Annotated in this window: 13 protein-coding genes; 8 read left to right on the top strand and 5 right to left on the bottom strand. The window is 41.5% G+C overall.

Translation table 11 applies throughout. The annotated features are described in order from the left end of the window. Positions 1 to 142 precede the first annotated feature (142 nt). Entirely contained in the window at positions 143 to 1672 is a 1530-nt protein-coding gene (locus IM485_RS03575) for a pyruvate kinase (RefSeq protein ID WP_104396072.1), read from the bottom strand. 484 nt (positions 1673 to 2156) lie between these two features. Between IM485_RS03575 and gatB the strand changes: the two genes are divergently transcribed. After that, positions 2157 to 3629, top strand: a complete 1473-nt coding sequence (gene gatB / locus IM485_RS03580; protein WP_104396071.1) for an Asp-tRNA(Asn)/Glu-tRNA(Gln) amidotransferase subunit GatB — start codon at positions 2157 to 2159, stop codon at positions 3627 to 3629. A 215-nt stretch (positions 3630 to 3844) separates the two neighbouring features. Next, complete coding sequence (locus IM485_RS03585; protein WP_002745320.1) at positions 3845 to 4495, top strand: ParA family protein; 651 nt, start codon at positions 3845 to 3847, stop codon at positions 4493 to 4495. 17 nt (positions 4496 to 4512) lie between these two features. Here the strand turns inward: IM485_RS03585 and IM485_RS03590 are convergent, their stop codons facing one another. Both IM485_RS03590 and IM485_RS03595 read right to left on the bottom strand, forming a co-directional pair. Continuing rightward, a complete protein-coding gene (locus IM485_RS03590) occupies positions 4513 to 4965 on the bottom strand; it encodes a DUF8637 domain-containing protein (RefSeq protein WP_104396070.1) in 453 nt (150 codons plus the stop codon). 48 nt (positions 4966 to 5013) lie between these two features. Further along, a complete protein-coding gene (locus IM485_RS03595; RefSeq protein WP_287663125.1) occupies positions 5014 to 5781 on the bottom strand; it encodes a pentapeptide repeat-containing protein in 768 nt (255 codons plus the stop codon). 465 nt (positions 5782 to 6246) lie between these two features. Between IM485_RS03595 and IM485_RS03600 the strand changes: the two genes are divergently transcribed. The 3 genes from IM485_RS03600 to IM485_RS03610 are packed head-to-tail and all read left to right on the top strand — an operon-like array spanning position 6247 to position 9573. Then, complete coding sequence (locus tag IM485_RS03600) at positions 6247 to 7284, top strand: AI-2E family transporter (RefSeq protein ID WP_104396067.1); 1038 nt, start codon at positions 6247 to 6249, stop codon at positions 7282 to 7284. A gap of 18 nt (positions 7285 to 7302) precedes the next feature. After that, positions 7303 to 8160, top strand: coding sequence for an amino acid ABC transporter substrate-binding protein (locus tag IM485_RS03605; RefSeq protein WP_104396066.1), 858 nt, complete (start codon positions 7303 to 7305; stop codon positions 8158 to 8160). 12 nt (positions 8161 to 8172) lie between these two features. Further along, the gene (locus IM485_RS03610) at positions 8173 to 9573 is read left to right on the top strand and encodes a DUF2079 domain-containing protein (RefSeq protein WP_287741353.1); all 1401 of its coding nucleotides are present in this window, start codon (positions 8173 to 8175) and stop codon (positions 9571 to 9573) included. On the opposite strand, the gene miaA is transcribed toward IM485_RS03610, so the two are convergent. Both miaA and ftsH3 read right to left on the bottom strand, forming a co-directional pair. After that, a complete protein-coding gene (gene miaA, locus IM485_RS03615; protein WP_104396065.1) occupies positions 9521 to 10462 on the bottom strand; it encodes a tRNA (adenosine(37)-N6)-dimethylallyltransferase MiaA in 942 nt (313 codons plus the stop codon). The two genes, IM485_RS03610 and miaA, sit on opposite strands and share 53 nt — an antisense overlap. Before the next feature lie 408 nt (positions 10463 to 10870). Next, positions 10871 to 12724: an ATP-dependent zinc metalloprotease FtsH3 gene (gene ftsH3, locus IM485_RS03620; protein WP_002801795.1), complete on the bottom strand. Its 1854-nt coding sequence runs from the start codon at positions 12722 to 12724 to the stop codon at positions 10871 to 10873. Between the two features lie 283 nt (positions 12725 to 13007). On the opposite strand from ftsH3, the gene IM485_RS03625 reads away from it, so the two are divergent. From IM485_RS03625 to IM485_RS03635, 3 genes are read left to right on the top strand one after another with little or no spacing between them, the layout of a single operon-like run. Next, positions 13008 to 14255 carry an RNA polymerase subunit sigma-70 gene (locus tag IM485_RS03625; RefSeq protein WP_287741358.1) on the top strand — a complete coding sequence of 416 codons (1248 nt, stop codon included), beginning with the start codon at positions 13008 to 13010 and terminating at the stop codon, positions 14253 to 14255. A 2-nt stretch (positions 14256 to 14257) separates the two neighbouring features. After that, on the top strand, positions 14258 to 15385 hold the full coding sequence (locus tag IM485_RS03630; protein WP_287741361.1) for a DUF1822 family protein: 1128 nt from the start codon (positions 14258 to 14260) through the stop codon (positions 15383 to 15385). Positions 15386 to 15400: 15 nt separating this feature from the next. Beyond that, positions 15401 to 17863, top strand: coding sequence for a CHASE2 domain-containing protein (locus tag IM485_RS03635; RefSeq protein WP_287741364.1), 2463 nt, complete (start codon positions 15401 to 15403; stop codon positions 17861 to 17863). Positions 17864 to 18014 lie beyond the last annotated feature (151 nt).

An 18014-nucleotide genomic window follows, 5' to 3' on the forward strand; every position in this document is an offset into this window, starting at 1 on the left:
TGATAACTGATAACTGATAACTGATAACTGATAACTGATAACTGATAACTGATAACTGATAACTGATAACTGATAACTGATAACTGATAACTGATAACTGATAACTGATAACTGATAACTGATAACTGATAACTGAAACTGCCTAAACCCAAGAATGGAGAGCGCGTAATTGGGGGGTTTTTTTAGCTTGGTGGGTCTGCATTCTCTGTAAAACATCATCGAGAATTGTCACCGCTTCGCGGATATATTCCCCCTTATTCAGCATGACACATTCGGCCCTTTCGGCCATAGCGGCATCAGTAATCTCAGCCCGGGAGGGAATACTTTTCTTGACCAGATTTTCTAGGACTTGGGTAGCCCAAATTACTGGAATATGGGCCGCTTCGCATAACCAGAGAATTTCCTCTTGAATTTCTGCGAGTCTTTGATAGCCAATTTCTACGGCCAAATCACCCCGGGCAATCATCACCCCAAAAGGTTGTTTACCGGCGGCATGAATGATTAATTCCGGTAGATTTTTCACGGCTAAAGGTGTTTCTATTTTGGCCACGATTGCTTTTTGTCGCCAAGCATCCCCCAAACGACTTTGTAACTCTAGCTGTAGTGTCTCGATATCGCTGGCTTTTTGTACAAAAGAGTAACCGATAATATCGGCATTTTCGGCAATAAAATCTAAATCTTGCCGGTCTTTTGCGGTCAAAGGATCGATATTTAAGACGGTATCGGGGAAATTTAGTCCCTTATCTGCTTTGAGTTTTTCCCCTTTCTCCCTGGCGTGGGTAATTTTTAGTAAAAGACCTTCCGGCATTATGGCAATAACTTCAGCCCCAATATGACCATCATCAATCCAAACTTTCGCCCCGACGGGAATTTGGGGAATAATTTCCGGTTGGGAACAATTAGCCTGAAAATACTGAGGATGGGCAGTATGGGGCGGTTGGGTGGTTAAGAGGAAAAAATCCCCTTGATATAGTCTGGTTTGGGACTGGGGGGCTAAAATCTGCTCTAAACGGAGTTTTGGGCCAGCTAAGTCCATATAAACTTTACAGGTATGTCCATTGATTAAATTTTCGGGATTTTTGACCGCCTCGCGCAGATTTTCGATCATTCCCTGCCACTCTTTCTGGCCATCATGGGCGCAATTAATGCGAATACAGTCCATCCCGCAACGCAGTAATTGAGCAATAAAATCGAGGTCGGTTGCCGCCTCCGTCGGCATTGTCACCATAATTCGCACCCGACGCCGGGGGGAAGGCAGACCGAAAACTTCGGCGCTATGGGAGGCTAAAAGTTGATCTCCCTGGAAAAATGCCTCTAAAGGGGGATGTTTGGGTAATAATGAGGATTCTTGATGACAAACCGCCCCTAAAGTGGCAATTACGGCATCGAGGGTCGGTAAAACTTTCGATTCAATCCGGCCTAGGGAAGATAATCCCCAGGGCATTAAAGCTAATTGTAAATCCCGGATATCTTCTTGTCTCAGGGCGAGATAATAGGCTAAATTACGGGTGCTAGGTTGAAAATTCTCCTTTTCAATCAGGTTTTTCCACTGCTGCAATTTCTCCTCTCCTTCTACTGTCACAAAATGCCGTAACTTTTGCAGATGATGGAGGAGAGTTTGAGGGTAGGATAATTGTTCTCGTTTGAGTTGTTCTGAGAGAGTTAAAGACATAAAATCAAGTAAAAATTAAAAATCGTCAATTACTAAGGCAATACTCGCCTAGAAAATGATCACTTTCCCCGCTTATATTGCTTTTGGGCGGTTATGGGGTCAGTTCTTAGGTATAATCTCTCTGTTTCTATACTAAGCAAATATCTCGTCTCTAGAAGTTAATTTTTGCTACGATTTATGTCGGTTATCTTCATGGTGAGTTGGGAAGTTTTCGTTTTCGGGAGTCGGTGGTCGGTGGTCGATACTAGAAAGGCTAGGTTTATCGGTGAAAAATTATCGATAAGCTTCTTTAATCTTATGCCTTTGATAAAATTAAAAATAATGGCGGACATTGGTTGAATAAATTATCTTTTTTGAGCTATATTAAAGGTGCATAAAGTTATTAGTAACTACATTATTAAGTTTTATGAAGGGAGGGAATGCTCCAGAATCGCGACTATAATGATTAAACAGATCATTCCTGTGTCGGCGAGAGCGAGAAAATATGTCTGCCACTGAATACGAAGCAATTATCGGTTTAGAAACCCACTGTCAACTGAACACCAGAAGCAAGATATTTTGTTCCTGTCCCACCAACTTCGATAGTCCCCCCAATACTAACGTCTGTCCCGTCTGTTTGGGTTATCCGGGGGTATTACCCGTCCTTAACCAAGAAGTCCTGGCCAGTGCCGTTAAACTGGGATTAGCTATCGATGGTAAAATTACACCTCATAGCAAATTTGATCGCAAACAGTATTTTTATCCCGACCTGCCGAAAAATTATCAAATTTCCCAGTATGATCTCCCTATTGTCGAACAGGGTCAACTAGAAATCGAGATCGTCGATAAAAAAACTAAGGAAGTTAGCCGCAAAATTATCGGCATTACCCGTCTGCACATGGAAGAAGACGCGGGAAAACTGGTTCATGCTGGCAGCGAACGTCTCTCCGGTTCCACCCATTCCCTCGTGGATTTTAATCGTACAGGTGTACCATTATTGGAGATCGTCTCGGAACCGGATTTACGCACCGGCACCGAAGCGGCGGAATATGCCCAAGAATTACGGCGTTTAGTGCGTTATCTCGGCATCAGTGACGGCAATATGCAGGAAGGTTCCCTGCGCTGCGATGTTAATATTTCCGTTCGTAAAAAAGGCACTGAAAAGTTCGGGACTAAGGTAGAAATCAAAAATATGAACTCCTTTAGTGCTATCCAAAAAGCCATAGAATACGAGATCGATCGACAAATTGAAGCGATCGAAAATGGGGAATTGATCGTACAGGAAACCCGTCTTTGGGAAGAAGCTACTCAACGGACGATTAGTATGCGGAAAAAAGAAGGTTCTAGCGATTATCGCTATTTTCCCGAACCGGATTTACCCCCCCTAGAAGTCTCCCCCGAACAGTTAAAAGCTTGGGCGGAAGAATTACCGGAATTACCCGCTCGTAAACGTCGTCGTTATGAAGAAGAATTTGGTCTTTCCGCCTACGATGCCAGGGTTTTAACCGATGATCGCACCGTGGCCGAATATTTTGAAACTGCTGTAATTGCGGGGGCAAATGCGAAATTAGTTGCTAACTGGATCAGTCAAGATATCGCCGCTTATTTGAATAATAATAAGCTGACGATCACAGAAATTGCCCTGCAAGCGTCAGACTTGGCTGAATTAGTTAAACTGATTGAAACGGGAACAATTAGTGGCAAAATTGCTAAGGAAATTTTACCCGAACTTCTCACCCAGGGCGGTTCACCCAAAGCGCTGGTGGAAAAGAAAGGATTAATACAAATTTCTGACACTTCTGCCATCGAAAAACTGATCGCGGAAATTATCGCTGCCCATCCAAGTGAGTTAGAAAAATTCCGGTCTGGTAAAACCAATCTTAAGGGATTTTTTGTCGGTCAAGTCATGAAAAAAAGCGGCGGTAAAGCCGATCCTAAATTAACTAGCCAAATCTTAGATCAAAAACTTTCTGGTTAGTTATATTCAGTGATCAGTAATCAGTAAACAGTAATCAGTGGGGAGCTTTTTTTCAGTGTTGCCAAAGGCACGGCGTAGCCGTCCAGTAAACAGTAATCAGTGAACTTAAAACTCAAATCTGGTAACTGATAACTGATAACTGATAACTGGTAACTGATAACTGATAACTGATAACTGATAACTAATAACTGATAACTGATAACTGATAACTGAAAATGACCTCGCAATTAAAGCCTAATAGCCCAAAAATTCTCGCTGTTGTCAACGGTAAAGGTGGTGTGGGTAAAACCACCACTGCGGTTAATTTAGCGGCAATTTGGGGACAGAATCAGCGTGTTTTGCTGGTGGATGCGGACCCGCAGGGTTCCTCCACTTGGTGGGTAGAAAGAAATCAAGCGGGTATGGTATTTGATTTAGCCAAACAAATTAATACAGAGAAATTAGGAGAATTGCGTCAAATTATCGAGTATGATCTGATCGTGATTGACACACCACCAGCTTTGCGTTCCGAATTACTTACGGCAGTAATAGCAGAATCAGATTATTTAATTTTACCGACTCCTCCCGCACCGATGGATTTAATGGCTTTAATTGACACGGTACGCACGGCAGTTAAACCCCTAGGAATTGCCTATCGGGTTTTGTTAACAAAAGTGGATTCTCGTAGTCTTAAGGAAACTTTGGAAGCACAAAATACTTTATTAGAATTAGGTATTCCCGCCTGTCATGCTTTTGTCAGAAATTATAAGGCTCACGAAAAAGCCGTTTTAGACGGGGTAGCTATTACCAATTGGCGCGGTAAAAACGCCCAAGAAGCCAGCGCCGATTATCGTCGTGTAGCCGAAGAATTAGAACGGGATTGGTAGATTTAAGGACAGGTTTTCTAAGGACAATATTTTTGCAGTAAAGAAATGACTAAATCTAGACCATCGGGCTGAACTTGAACAGTATAGGCTTCAGCTTCAATTTGTCTGCTAAAACCCTCATAATTCATAAAAAATCTCCTGGTCATTGCCGGGGGTTCTATACCTAAATTAAGAGCTTTAACTGTTTTGCCCCCATGACAAAGTTGAGCGGCATGGACAGCTTCATGAATTAATGTTGGTCGAGCAATACCTAAGTCAAAAACTAGGGGATGAATCCAAATCATTCTAGTTTTACTATCAAATAAACCGTAGGCTCCTCGCACTGGTGGCGGGGCAAGTTTGACGATAAAATTGTGTTTTTCTAGAGCTTTTTGCAGACGTAAAAAATCAGGATTCGCCGCTGATAAATTCTCTTCTGCAGCTAATTGCATTCCTAGAAAAACAGCAGCGATTGTGTAATAAATGCCCATCGGGTGATAGTTCCTATTAAAAAAATATCAAAATTAGCAGGAGGTTATTCATTGATGAATCGAACCATCGGGGAGAATTGTTCCTGTTAAAATTGCTCCAGTTAATTTCACCATAATACGCTTACCAAAGCCAATTTTTGCCCCGCGTAAATCTGCCGCCGACAGATCCGCCCCGCTTAAATCCGCCCCGATGAGATTGGCTTCCTGTAAATTTGCGCCTTTAAGGTTAGCTTCGAGGAGATTGGCACGAAAAAGATTAGCTTTGTACAGATTAGCCTTTTCTAGGTTAACTTTGTGCAGGAAGCTATCGCTTAAGTCGGCATGGCTTAAATCTGCCCCGATGAGACTGCGACTAGAGAAATCTTTTTCCTTCAGGTTGGCTCCCTGTAAATCGGCTCCGTTTAAATCCCGATAGTGAGGGCGCCAGGCGGCATGATTGTGGACCTGATGGTTATTCTGGGAGTGGCTGTGTTGACTGTGGGTTTGTTGACTATGGGTTTGGGAATTTTGGCTGGGTTGGCTAGGGTGAGGCTGATAGGGGGACGCAGTTTTATAGGCGTGGGCGGGCTGTTTTTCAGTTTTAGGGGGGGAATTGGAGCGTTTAGGAGAATTTTGATGAATTTGCCGCAATTGTTCCCTAGCGTGGTTAATTTCTTGCAGTTTAGCGGTGGCTTTTTCCAAAAGACGCTGATTATCTTTGGGAATGCGATCGGGATGCCAAATAAACACCAAATCTTTGTAGGCTTGATTGATCTCGTCGAGAGATGCCCCATGATCTAACCCTAAAACTTTATAGTATCGCTCCAATTCTTTCATTATCGAAGTCCTAATACAAGGATAAAAGCATTAATGGCTACAATTTCTCTGAGTCTTGTCGGATTTTCTAGGAGAGGATTTCTTTCAGGATAATTTGACTCTGGGAGAGTTGCCATAAAATTTGAGAAAATGTCTGGTAATTAAGAAAATCTCGTTTTTCTATCCTGTTTTGTGGCGTAACTGTATAGCACATAACAGCAAAATTAGCAAATTTTTGATACAAAACTTAATTTTTGCTGTGGGGAGGTGGGGAGATAGGGAGGTGGGGAGATAGGGAGACCACTTCGTGCGCGTTGCGGGGGGAGATGGGGAGATAGGGAAGTGGGGAGGTGGGGAAGTGGGGAAATTGAACTAAAACCCCAAAACCCCAACACCCCAAAACCCCAACACCTAAAACCTGCCGACCGCCGACCGCCTCCCGACTGCTGTATGATAAAACTTGTCCCGATAGGATAAATCAAGGTCGTGAAATTTGGTCAGTGGTTGGGGTTTATCTGTTTAATAATGGCTCTCTATGTATTGTGGCAGATTCGACAGCTGTTATTATTGATTTTTATGGCGATCGTGTTTACCGTAGCCTTAAATAGATGTGTGAAAGGATTGCAGAGATTGGGGATTAAAAGGGGTTTGGCTATTTTAATCACCCTGCTGACGAGTCTAGGAATTGTGATTTTATTTTTTATAATTATTGTTCCCCCCTTTATCGAACAGTTTCAAAAATTAATTGAACTTTTACCGCAAGCTTGGGATTTAGTCCGTAATAACTCGATTCGATGGCGACAACAATTCCAATTTGATTGGTTGCCATCGCTGCCTAATTTAACTGATTTAGTCCAGCAGTTACAACCTTTAGGAACCTTTGTTTTTAGTAACTTTTTTACCTTCTTTTCTAACTCAGTGGCGGCCATTTTGCAATTATTATTCGTGCTGGTGTTAGCAATGATGATGTTAGTCAACCCCCAACCCTATCGACAAGCTTTCTTAAAATTATTTCCTAACTTCTATCGTCGTCGTGCCGAGGAAATTCTTACCCTGTCGGAAGCGGGTTTAGGTAATTGGTTGTTGGGAATTGCCATTAGTTCAACTATGGTAGGATTATTCAGTGGGTTCGGTCTTTTTGTTTTACAAATCAATCTAGTTCTCGTTCATGCTATCCTAGCAGGATTGCTCAATTTTATCCCTAATATCGGACCGACTGCTAGTGTGATTTTTCCGATCCTCATTGCTGTTATCGATGCACCTTGGAAAATTGTCGCTATTCTGATTCTCTATTTTATTATCCAAAATGTCGAAAGTTATTTGCTGACACCCACTGTCATGGCTAAACAGGTATCTTTACTACCAGCAATTACCCTAATTGCTCAAATTTTCTTTGCTCAAATGTTTGGTATCTTAGGTTTATTATTGGCTTTACCTTTGACAGTGGTAGTAAAAACATGGTTAGATGAATTATTATTCAAAGACATTTTAGATCAATGGGATCACGGTCATAACAAATCTTAAATAATCTCGGCAAAAACCATGAAATTAATCATTCTTACTCTCGTTATTTTATCTAATGTTTTTGCTGCTCTCCCAGCTAAGTCGGAAACGGTTCTAGAAAAAATTAAACGCACGGGATTATTAGAAGTAGCGATGAGAGAAGATGCGATTCCTTTTGGCTATCGAGATAGTAATAATAATTTGCAGGGATTATGCTTAGATTTTATCCAATTGCTTAGAGAGGAACTTAAGCACAAATTAAACCTCCAAATCATCAGTGTCAAAATTTATAAATCGACTTTATTTAATCGCTTCCAGTTATTGGAAAATAAAACCGTTGATTTCGAGTGTGGTCCTAATAGTATCAGAAAAAATATACCTGATGGTGTCAGTTTTTCTCGTCCTTTTTTTGTCACGGGAACTCAGTTTTTAGTTCGGAGTGATAATCAGAAAAATTTTGACTTTTCTTCGTCCTTAGAAGGTATAAGTATTGGAGTTTTGCGAGATACCACCACTCAAGAATTATTAAGACAAAAATATCCTCTTGCTACCTATCAAGAATTTCAAGGAGTGACGGGAAGACTGCGGGGTATCCAAAGTTTAAGAAGGAATAGAATAGATGCTTTTGCTAGTGATGGCATTCTGCTAATTGGAGAAGCTGTCATTCTCGGTTTATCCTTAGAACAAGATTATCAACTTATCCCACGCAATCCTTTAAATTGCGATTATTATGGTTTCATTCTTCCCGCTAATGATCCCCAATGGCAAGAGTTTATTAATGGGGTTATCGTCACCAGTGAGAACAGAAATATTTTTAAAGCATGGTTTACTGAAGTTGCTTCCTATTTTAGATATACCTGGCAGTATTGTCGTAATAATCCCGAAAAATCTCAGTAAAACTTAATGATTATGCACAAAAAAAAAGATTTATTTTGGTTGATTGGTTGCGCTACAATAATCCTGTTTATTTGCAGTGCTGTCAGACATATTTTATTTCAATCTAACGCTCTCGATCTTGGTTGGTTTGATCAGGGAGTTTACCTAATTTCTCAAGGTAAACCACCGATTATATCTTTTGTTGATTACCATATTTTAGGCGATCATATCGCTTTTATTCTCTATCCTATAGCCTTACTTTATAAAATTTATCCTAGCGTTTATTGGCTGCTTTTCTTACAAGCTTTTTCCCTTTCCCTTGCCGTTTTTCCCCTCTGGCAATTGGCAATACAAGCGGGATTAAAAGAAAAACAAGCTTATACATTAGCCTTAGTTTATCTGCTCTATCCCCTAATTTTTAATGTTAATCTCTTTGATTTTCATCCCGAAGTTATCGCAGTGCCAGCGATTTTTTGGACAATTTTGGCAGCAAGATTAAATAATCTCTGGGGATTTTTTCTAGGAATCATTATTATTCTCGGTTGTAAAGCAATTCTCTCTTTAACATTGTTGGGAATGGGTATCTGGTTACTTCTCTGGGAAAAGAAAAAAATCCCCGGAATAATTGCCATGATTACCGGCATTCTTTGGTTTATTATCACCACGAAGTTATTAATTCCCCTCCTGACAGGAAAATCAGCAGTTATTGAAATGGCTGATTCTCGATATAGTTATCTAGGAGATAGTTTACCGGCAATTATCTTTAATCTTTTCCTCAAACCCGATCTTGTCTTGGGAAAAATCTTTACTGGCAATAATCTAGAATACCTCATCCTATTAATTATTCCCTTAGTTTGGGGTTTATCCTGGCGCTATTCTGCCCCAATAATTGCCGCTATTCCCGCACTCGCTTTAAATTTATTAGCAGATCATGCCCCACAAAAAAACTTAACGACTCAATATTACCTGCCAATTTTGCCCTTTTTATTTCTAGCGGTTATCGCCACTTTAGCCCATAATAGTAACTGGTTGAAGCAGCCTAAATGGATAATTACTTGGGCAATTATTGCCTTTTTTGCCTTAGCTAAATACGGCTATTTTTGGTCACTGTATTTAAATTCCCTCGATACTTGGTCCGCCACCCAAAAAGCTCTAACCCAAATTACCACCAGTGAGAGTGTCTTGACTACTTCTAGAATTGCCCCCCATCTTACCCATCGAGAAATGATCAAATTAGCGATCGAAGGTTCCCAATCCCTAGATTTAAATCAATTTAATTATATCCTACTTGATCGCCGTCATCCCGGTTGGTCTAGTTCACCAGAACTAATTGATTATCACTTAAATAAACTGAATCAAAATGACAACTTTCAGTTAATCTTTAATCAGGATGATGTGTTTTTATATCGGGCAACCCCTCAAGAAACAAAATAATTTTTCGTTCCACCGATTTTAATAAATTTTCTTTATCGACGGGAAACCAGACAATATCAGCATCGGCACGAAACCAAGTGCGCTGACGTTTGGCAAATTGACGGGTGTGGAGGATAATTAGATCGATCGCCTGTTCTAAAGAAATTTCCCCGAGCAGATATTGCTTAATCTCTGCATAACCCAAAGTCTGCAAAAGTGGTAAATCCCAACCGTATTTATCCCCCAAATTCTGCACCTCTGCTACTAATCCTTTTGCAATCATTTGATCAGTACGAACAGTGATCCGCTTGTCTAAACTTTCTGGGGAACAATCTAAACCAATTTGTAAAATTGGATAAGTGGGAGGATTTTCTCCCTGCTGACTAGAGATAGGTTTTCCTGTCAGATAAAAAACCTCTAAAGCGCGTAAAGTCCTTACCTGATCATGGGGATGAATTTTTTTAGCAGCCTCCTCATCTACCTGGGTCAGAATTTGATAAAGATAGGATTGTCCTAAAGCTTGTAATTGCCGTCTTAAATCCGGTTGAGGGGAAACCCTCGGTATTTTTAAACCTTTGACAATGGACTTGATATAAAGTCCCGTACCACCGACTAAAAACAGGGGAGAATAGTGGAGAGTGGTGATTAAATCCTCAGCTTGTTCTTGGTACTGTGCTAGGGTGAAATTATCTTGAGGAGCGCAAATATCAATTAGATAATGGGGAATCCGCTGACATTCTTCTAAGCTAGGTTTAGCGGTACCAATATTAAATTCTCGATAGATTTGTCGGGAATCGGCACTGAGAATTACTGAATTAAACTTTTCAGCCAATTGTAGTGCTAAACTGGATTTTCCCGTGGCAGTTGCCCCACAAATAACAATTAAAATAGGTAAAGAGGAAGTAGTCATCGATGCTACATGACAGTGAACAGTAATCAGTGAAAAGACAGGAATGTTAAGTTAAGACGGGTGCATCCCACATTTGCAGAAATACCGACAATCAGCAATTATCAGTGACTCTTAAATTAGTACAAAAATATGAACAATCGCGTGTAAGCATCTCACAGTTAAACTAATGCGCGGGGGGTTTGGGGGGTTCTACCCCCCAAAAGCTTGGATTGAGTGATAAAACCGAAAGTAACGCCCAATTTTAGGAGAAAGTTTCCGCTTAAAAACCCCAAATTAGTAGATTTACAAAAATTGAGATGTACCCGATTAACAGCTTATCAGCAAGAAATTAAGTTTGTCATTAATTTTCGTTGAACAAAAAAAACAGCACCCATCAGGATGCTGTTTGTCAAGAAAATGTTACAAAACTTAAGCTAAAGCCGCCATTTTCACATCGTTATTAGCGAGGATATTTTGCAACTCCTCTGCGTCCACGGTTTCTTTTTCCACTAACATTTGCGCTAACTGGTCCAAGATGACGCGGTTATTGACTAAAACCTCTTTAGCGCGACGATAGGCCTGTTCCACTAGGTTACGCACTTCCTCGTCAATAGCTGCCGCAGTTTCATCGGAGAAATCTCGATCGGAAGCGATATCACGACCTAGGAAAACATTACCATTTTGACGACCTAAAGCCACTGGACCGAGGCGATCGCTCATTCCGAAACGAGTTACCATTTGCCGCGCTACTCGTGCCACCTGTTGCAGGTCATTAGAAGCACCCGTAGTCACTTCTTCCTCACCGAAGATAATTTCTTCAGCTAAACGACCCCCCAAAGCTACAGCCATCTGATTTTGCAGATAAGCGCGAGAATATAACCCGGATTCCATGCGATCCTCGCTAGGGGTGAACCAAGTTAAACCCCCAGCGCGACCGCGAGGAATAATACTAATTTTCTGGACAGGATCATAATCCGGCATTAAAGCACCCACCAAAGCATGACCAGCTTCATGGTAAGCAACTAAAGTTTTGCGTTTTTCACTCATGACGCGATTTTTCTTCTCAGGACCGGCCAGAACACGATCGATCGCATCGTTGACCTCATCCATGGAAATCTCGGTTAAATTGCGACGTGCCGCTAAAATTGCGGCTTCGTTGAGCAAATTAGCCAGATCCGCACCGGTAAAACCGGGGGTACGACGGGCGATTTTATCGAGATCCACGTCTTGGGCCAAAGTTTTGCCTCTGGAGTGGACATTAAGGATTTCCTTACGGCCAGCGTAATCGGGACGATCCACCACTACTTGGCGATCAAAACGACCCGGACGTAATAAAGCGGCATCCAGCACATCGGGGCGGTTAGTGGCGGCGATAATGATAATACCTGTATTACCTTCAAAACCGTCCATTTCCGTTAATAATTGGTTGAGGGTTTGTTCCCGTTCATCGTTACCACCCCCTAAACCGGCACCCCGTTGACGACCGACAGCATCAATCTCATCGATAAAGACGATACAAGGTGCATTCGCTTTCGCTTGTTCAAATAGGTCGCGGACGCGAGACGCACCCACCCCGACGAACATTTCCACGAATTCCGAACCGGAAATGCTAAAAAACGGGACTCCTGCTTCTCCAGCTACTGCGCGAGCAAGCAGGGTTTTACCTGTCCCCGGAGGACCGACTAAAAGGACTCCTTTGGGGATTTTTGCCCCAATTGCCGTGAAGCGATCGGCATTTTTGAGGAAGTCCACCACTTCGTTTAATTCTAATTTTGCCCCTTCAATCCCGGCCACATCACCGAAAGTAACCTGGGTTTGGGGTTCCATCTGTACTCTTGCTTTCGATTTGCCGAAGTTCATCGCTTGGGAACCAGGACCACTTTGGGCGCGACGGAGCAAGAAAAATAGACCAACAAGAAGTAAAATCGGGAAAAATAGGCTACTGAAAGCTCTTACCCATACTCCTTCTTCTCTTTGGGGTAGTACGGAAATATCAACGTTATTTTCTGCCAAGATGTTGATTAATTGCGGATCGTTGGGCAGGTTAACTAATACATTTGTACCGTCTTGGGTGGGTACGATCGCTCGTTGCCGGTCGGCACTTAAGCGCACGGTTTCTACTTTACCTTCCCGTACTTCCTGTAAAAATTCACTATACTTCCAAGTCTGTTGCACTGCTGGCTGGCGATCGAAGAAAGCTGAGGCCAAGGCAAGGACTACGATTAACAATAGGGCATATAGTCCCGCATTGCGCCATTTTTTGTTATTACCGTTTTTGTTCACGCTGTCGAACTCCTGATAAATTGAGGATGATCTTATCGGTTGTTAAGGGGTTGTTAACTTATGTTAACGTTTCTCAGGAACAGTGGACAGGTTTTTTTAAAAGATGCCCCTCGTAGTCCTCCCTGGGGGTTAGCTGTTGGGGGTTGGGAGTGGGTAAAAAAGCCATTTACTGTGACTCTCCTCGACCGAGTATGATCAATTTGTAACAAAATGCCAAAATACTGCATAAAAGCTGCAAGTGGAACGATAGAGAGTTTAGTTGACCTCCACGGGGACTAGCTAGATGAAAAAACGAGAGACTTTGCTGGAGAAGTTTTGTTGCTTTTTAGTTTTGCAGCAAAATAGGACAGAATGGAATTGCGATCGGCGTTTGCGTCGTAACATGGAAAGCTATGGCCCAATCGATCCTAATGTCGAGTCCGAGGAGTATTGGTCCCTATTCTTTCACCAACAGTATCAGAATCACGGTTCCCAAAATCATCTTTTCCGTGGGCATTTATACGCTTATTTACAGGAACCTTGCTACTGGGCTGCTGCCGAAATCTATCAAAAATATCAAGCTAAACTAGATTATCAGATCGAAGACTACTTTAACGAAGGAATTCTTGGTTTTGAGGCTATCTTAGCTGACTTTAAGCCTTTATTCTCTACTCGCTTCGATAATTTTGCCAATCAGAGGATTAAATATCGCTTAATCGATCGCATCCGTCAGATTAGTCAAGCATTCGGCCATAATACTTGGAGCCTACTACTTAATTCTACCGGAGCGCGTCTCAGCCAAGCTCTCCTGGCGAGGGGATTAGTGGGGGAAACTCTCGAAAATTACCTTTTAGCTTGGGATTACTATAAAGAAATTTATGCCCAGGCAAAAATTAAAACCGATGGTAAAATTCAGGAACCTAGTCCAGAAATCTGGCAAAAAATCGCCGCTGCTTATAACTCGGATAGCCACTCTACCATCAAAATCAATTCTGCGACAATTAACCGATGGTTAAAGGATGCAGGACAAGCTATTTTTGATTATTTATTTCCCCAAGGAAAAACAATTTCTCTACAGCAACCTTTAGGGGGTGAGGAAAGTAGCACGAGGGAAGAAATGATCGAAGATACTGACCATGATACCCCTTGGCAGCAATTAGAAGCGGCGGAAAATTTTCGCGAGTCGCAACAAAACCACCAAAAAATTCTAGCTTGGTTGCGGGCAGAAATTTCACAGATTTGTCAGCAGCCGCAACAGGTAAAACTGCATCCGCAAATTCAGTTAATTCTAGAGATGACTTATGGTTCAGGGTTGGGACAAGTGGCAATTGCCGCTAAGATTACAGAAATTACCACGGTAGTTATCAAACAATATCAGGTTTCTAGGGAACTGGATAAAGTTTATCGTCACCTCGCTAAAAAGTTTTTACCCTGGGCCAGCGAAAACCTGCATATTTCTTTCCAGTCTCACGATAGAGAAGTTATTAGTAAAGCAATAGAACCATGGCTAACATACTACTATCAAACCAGCGCAACAACTCAGGAGGATTAATTATGGTTAATGATTGGTTAGAACTAACTCCTGATAGCATTTGGCTAGAAATACCCGCAGATGTTCAAGAGATCATTTGGGCAAAAAGTGCCAGTTTTACTGATGCCAGTATTCGTCAGAGATTTTATATTAATTATCTCTGTCAACAAGTTATTTTTAACTATCTACAGTCAGGGATGCCTGGGGTTAGCTTAGTAGAAAATCAAGAGGATTTCTGGCAACTAGGAGTTAATGGTTTTACCGTTAAATTAGGCGAAAAGTCAGTAATAGTTATTGCCAGCGAAACTCTGGATCTAGAAGCGATCAAAATTCCTAAAGAATGGGTAGATATTCCTCAATTAATTGGTGATTATTATTTAGCGGTACAGGTAAACACTGCCGAAAGTCATCTAAGAATTTGGGGTTCTACTACCCATAAAGATATTAAGGAAAAAGGACAATATATTAAGCGTAATCTTAACTACTCTCTACCGAGAAATCAACTGCAATCAGGATCAGATTCTTTAGATTTATGGGGAGAGTGTCAATTACAACCAGTTAAGATTGAACGGGAAAAGATGGAAGAAAAACTATCTTTAGATAGATTGACAACCTTACTAGACATCTTAGCTAATCCTCAGTTAATCTTTCCCAGAAAAGCTATTGCTTTTCAAGAATGGGCAGCAGTTATCGTCAATAGTAACTGGAGAAAAATTTTAATTACCCGTCGGCAAAAATCCCCCGTCAAGTTAACCAATTGGTTTACTGATAATTTCCCCATTGATTGGCAAAGTATCCTCAATTTTAGCTCACTGTCACTGGTTCCAGCTTTCAAAAATACAGAAATTAAACGCATCAAAGATTTAGGAGTAGAATTACTGGGAAATCCCCTCGCTTTGATGATTACTATCGCTAAAACTGAAGAAATATTTAGCCTGCAAGCGACTGTTTACCCCACCGGAGAAACAAGCACTTTACCCCCCCATTTAAAATTAACTATTCTCACCGAAACTGGTCAGGTTTTTCGAGAAGTAATTGCCACAGATAACGATGAATTTATTCGTTATCGATTTGATGCTGAATTGGGGGATAAATTCTTCATTGAAGTGGCCTTAGAATCGGCAAGAGTCACCGAATATTTACAAGTATAAGCGAGGAAAAACTTAATGATTAAACTCTTAACTCTCGAACTAGATGGCACATTCGATCGGGGATTTAAAGTAAAATTAGAAATTCGTCCCGATCTTAATTCTCGTCCCCAAACTGTGATCAAAGCAAGGCTACCAGCTAATTTAGAGTTATTAACTTTTTACCGTCAATGGCAACGTCACTATAGTGAATTAGAGGGATTTTTTAAAGTCTTAAAAGATAGCAATCCCCAACAAATTACCAATAGTTCTCAGCAGAGTTTAGTTTTTAAAAACTGCCAAGAAAAAGCCAAATTATTTGAGGATAACTTAAACAAATGGTTGAATAATAGCCCAGAATTTGAACCGATTAAAACCGCAATTCTGCGCTCTGGCAATAACTTTCGTATCTGGGTACAAACCGATAATATTTGGCTGCAAAGATTCCCCTGGGAAAAATGGGAAATCCTCCAAAATACTGGCGCAGATATAGCCATTATTGTCTCAGAATACGATACCTTAACCAGACAATTAAGAAATCATGAAAAAATTCGGATTTTAGCCATTTTAGGCTATGCCACCGACTTAAGATTTCTCGAAGAAGATCGCAAAACTTTAGACGATATTGCGGGAAAAGCAGGAGCCGAAATTATCTGGGAAAAAGCCCCTCACCCGCAAAAATTAAATCAGTTATTGCGTCAAGAAACTTGGAATATCCTCTTTTTTAGCGGTCATAGTGCCAGTACAGAAGATGGCCAAGATTGCGAAATTCAACTAACAGAAACTCATAAATTAAAGATAGCTGATTTTAGCTTTTCCCTGGGAGAAGCTACTAAAAACGGGTTAAAGTTAGCGATATTTAACTCCTGTGATGGTATCGGTTTGGCACAACAACTATCACGGGAAAAAGGGATGGCATTACCCCATCTAATCTTTATGCGCGAGAAATTACCCGATCCTGTTTCTCCCAAATTTCTGCAATACTTTTTAACCGCTTTTACCAATAATAAATCTCTCTATAGTGCCGTACATGAAGCCCAAAAAAATCTCCACGATGACTGGGAAAAAGACTATCCCTGTGCCAGTTGGCTGCCCGTAGTTTGCCCCAATCCCACCGAAGAACCCCCCACTTGGCATAGTTTCAGTAACTCCCCTCAAAAACAACAAAATTGGCGACGATTCGCTCTAACTTTCGGTTTAGGTTTAGCCGTAACGATGACAGTCTTGGCAATAAGAGAAACAGGAATTTTAGAACCCTTAGAATTAAATATTTATGATCGCCTGATGCAACTAAAACCCAAAGATAAACCCGATGAAAGATTATTAATTATTACCATTGATCGCCAAGATTGGGAATATCAAGATCGCATGGGTATGAAAAGACCAACAATACCAGGAAGCGATCAAAAACGTTCCCTCGCAGGAGAAGCATTATCGCAGCTTTTAAATAAATTACTGCCCTACGAACCGCAAATTATCGCCTTAGATATCCTCCGTCCCATCGCTGCCAGTCAAGATTATCCACCCCTAGCCAAACAATTACAAAATACTCCTAATTTTATCTCGATTTGTAAGTTTAATAATTACCCGCAACCGGACGGATTTCCCCCACCCCCAGAACTGCCAAAAAATCAGAGTGGTTTTAGTAACATAGTCCCAGACGAAACCATTGCCGGAGTTCCCCGAATTCGTCGTTTTTTATATCAGGCAAAACTCGATCGCACCTCTCCCTGTCTTCCCCCGGATTCTTTGGCCAAAGTTGACTCAATGTCCTGTAATTTTAAAGATTATGCTCCTAGTTTTAGTCTCCTAATTGCCAAAAGATATCTAGAATCCCAGAATCAAGATTTTGACTGCAATAAACTGGAGCGGGGAATTCTAGAAATTAATATCGGGGATACTCATCTCGGTGACTGGCTACAATCCAACCGCGGCCCCTACAGAACCAGTCAATCCGATACCCGATCCGGCCGTCAAGTTATGCTCGCTTACCGTCGAATCGCCGATAATGGCATCGATGCAATCATAAAAATTGCCCCGAAAAAATCTCTCCGACAGGTTTTAGATCCGGGTTTTAATTCCGAATCAGTCCGGGAAAAAATTGTCCTGATTGGAGTAACAGAACCCGGGATCGATGATTTTTTAACCCCCTTTAGTCGCAACCCATCGGAAGCAATTCCGGGGGTTTATTTGCACGCGCACGCAGTCAGTCAAATTCTCGATACAATGACAGGAAAACGTACCTCGATCGCTTTCTGGAATCCCCTACAGGAGACTTTCTGGGTGCTGGGTTGGTCCCTGGTGGGGGGATTATTAACGTGGCGTTTTCTTCGGGTAAAAACGGTACTTTTGACATTGGCGATCGCTGTGATTTCCCTTACTGGTATCGGTTGGCTTCTCTTTAGTTATTTCGGTCTCTGGGTTCCGATTATTCCCCCAGCGATCGCAATTCTCACCACCTCCGGTATCTTCTTTTTTCTTCGTTCTTACTATTTAAAATAGCTAGGTAAGGCTTGCTGAAAAAGTACGGGCGAAGCATTCGGATAGAAAATCTCCGGTTTCACCGATAGGTTATTGCCCGAATGCTTCGCCCCTACAGGACCCGGGCCGATGAAGACGCAAGGTTTTGAAGCACGATTCTCTCAAAATCTTG

Origin of the sequence: Microcystis sp. M169S2, assembly GCF_020245865.1 — a bacterium.
GTDB classification, from domain to species: Bacteria; Cyanobacteriota; Cyanobacteriia; order Cyanobacteriales; family Microcystaceae; genus Microcystis; species Microcystis ichthyoblabe_A.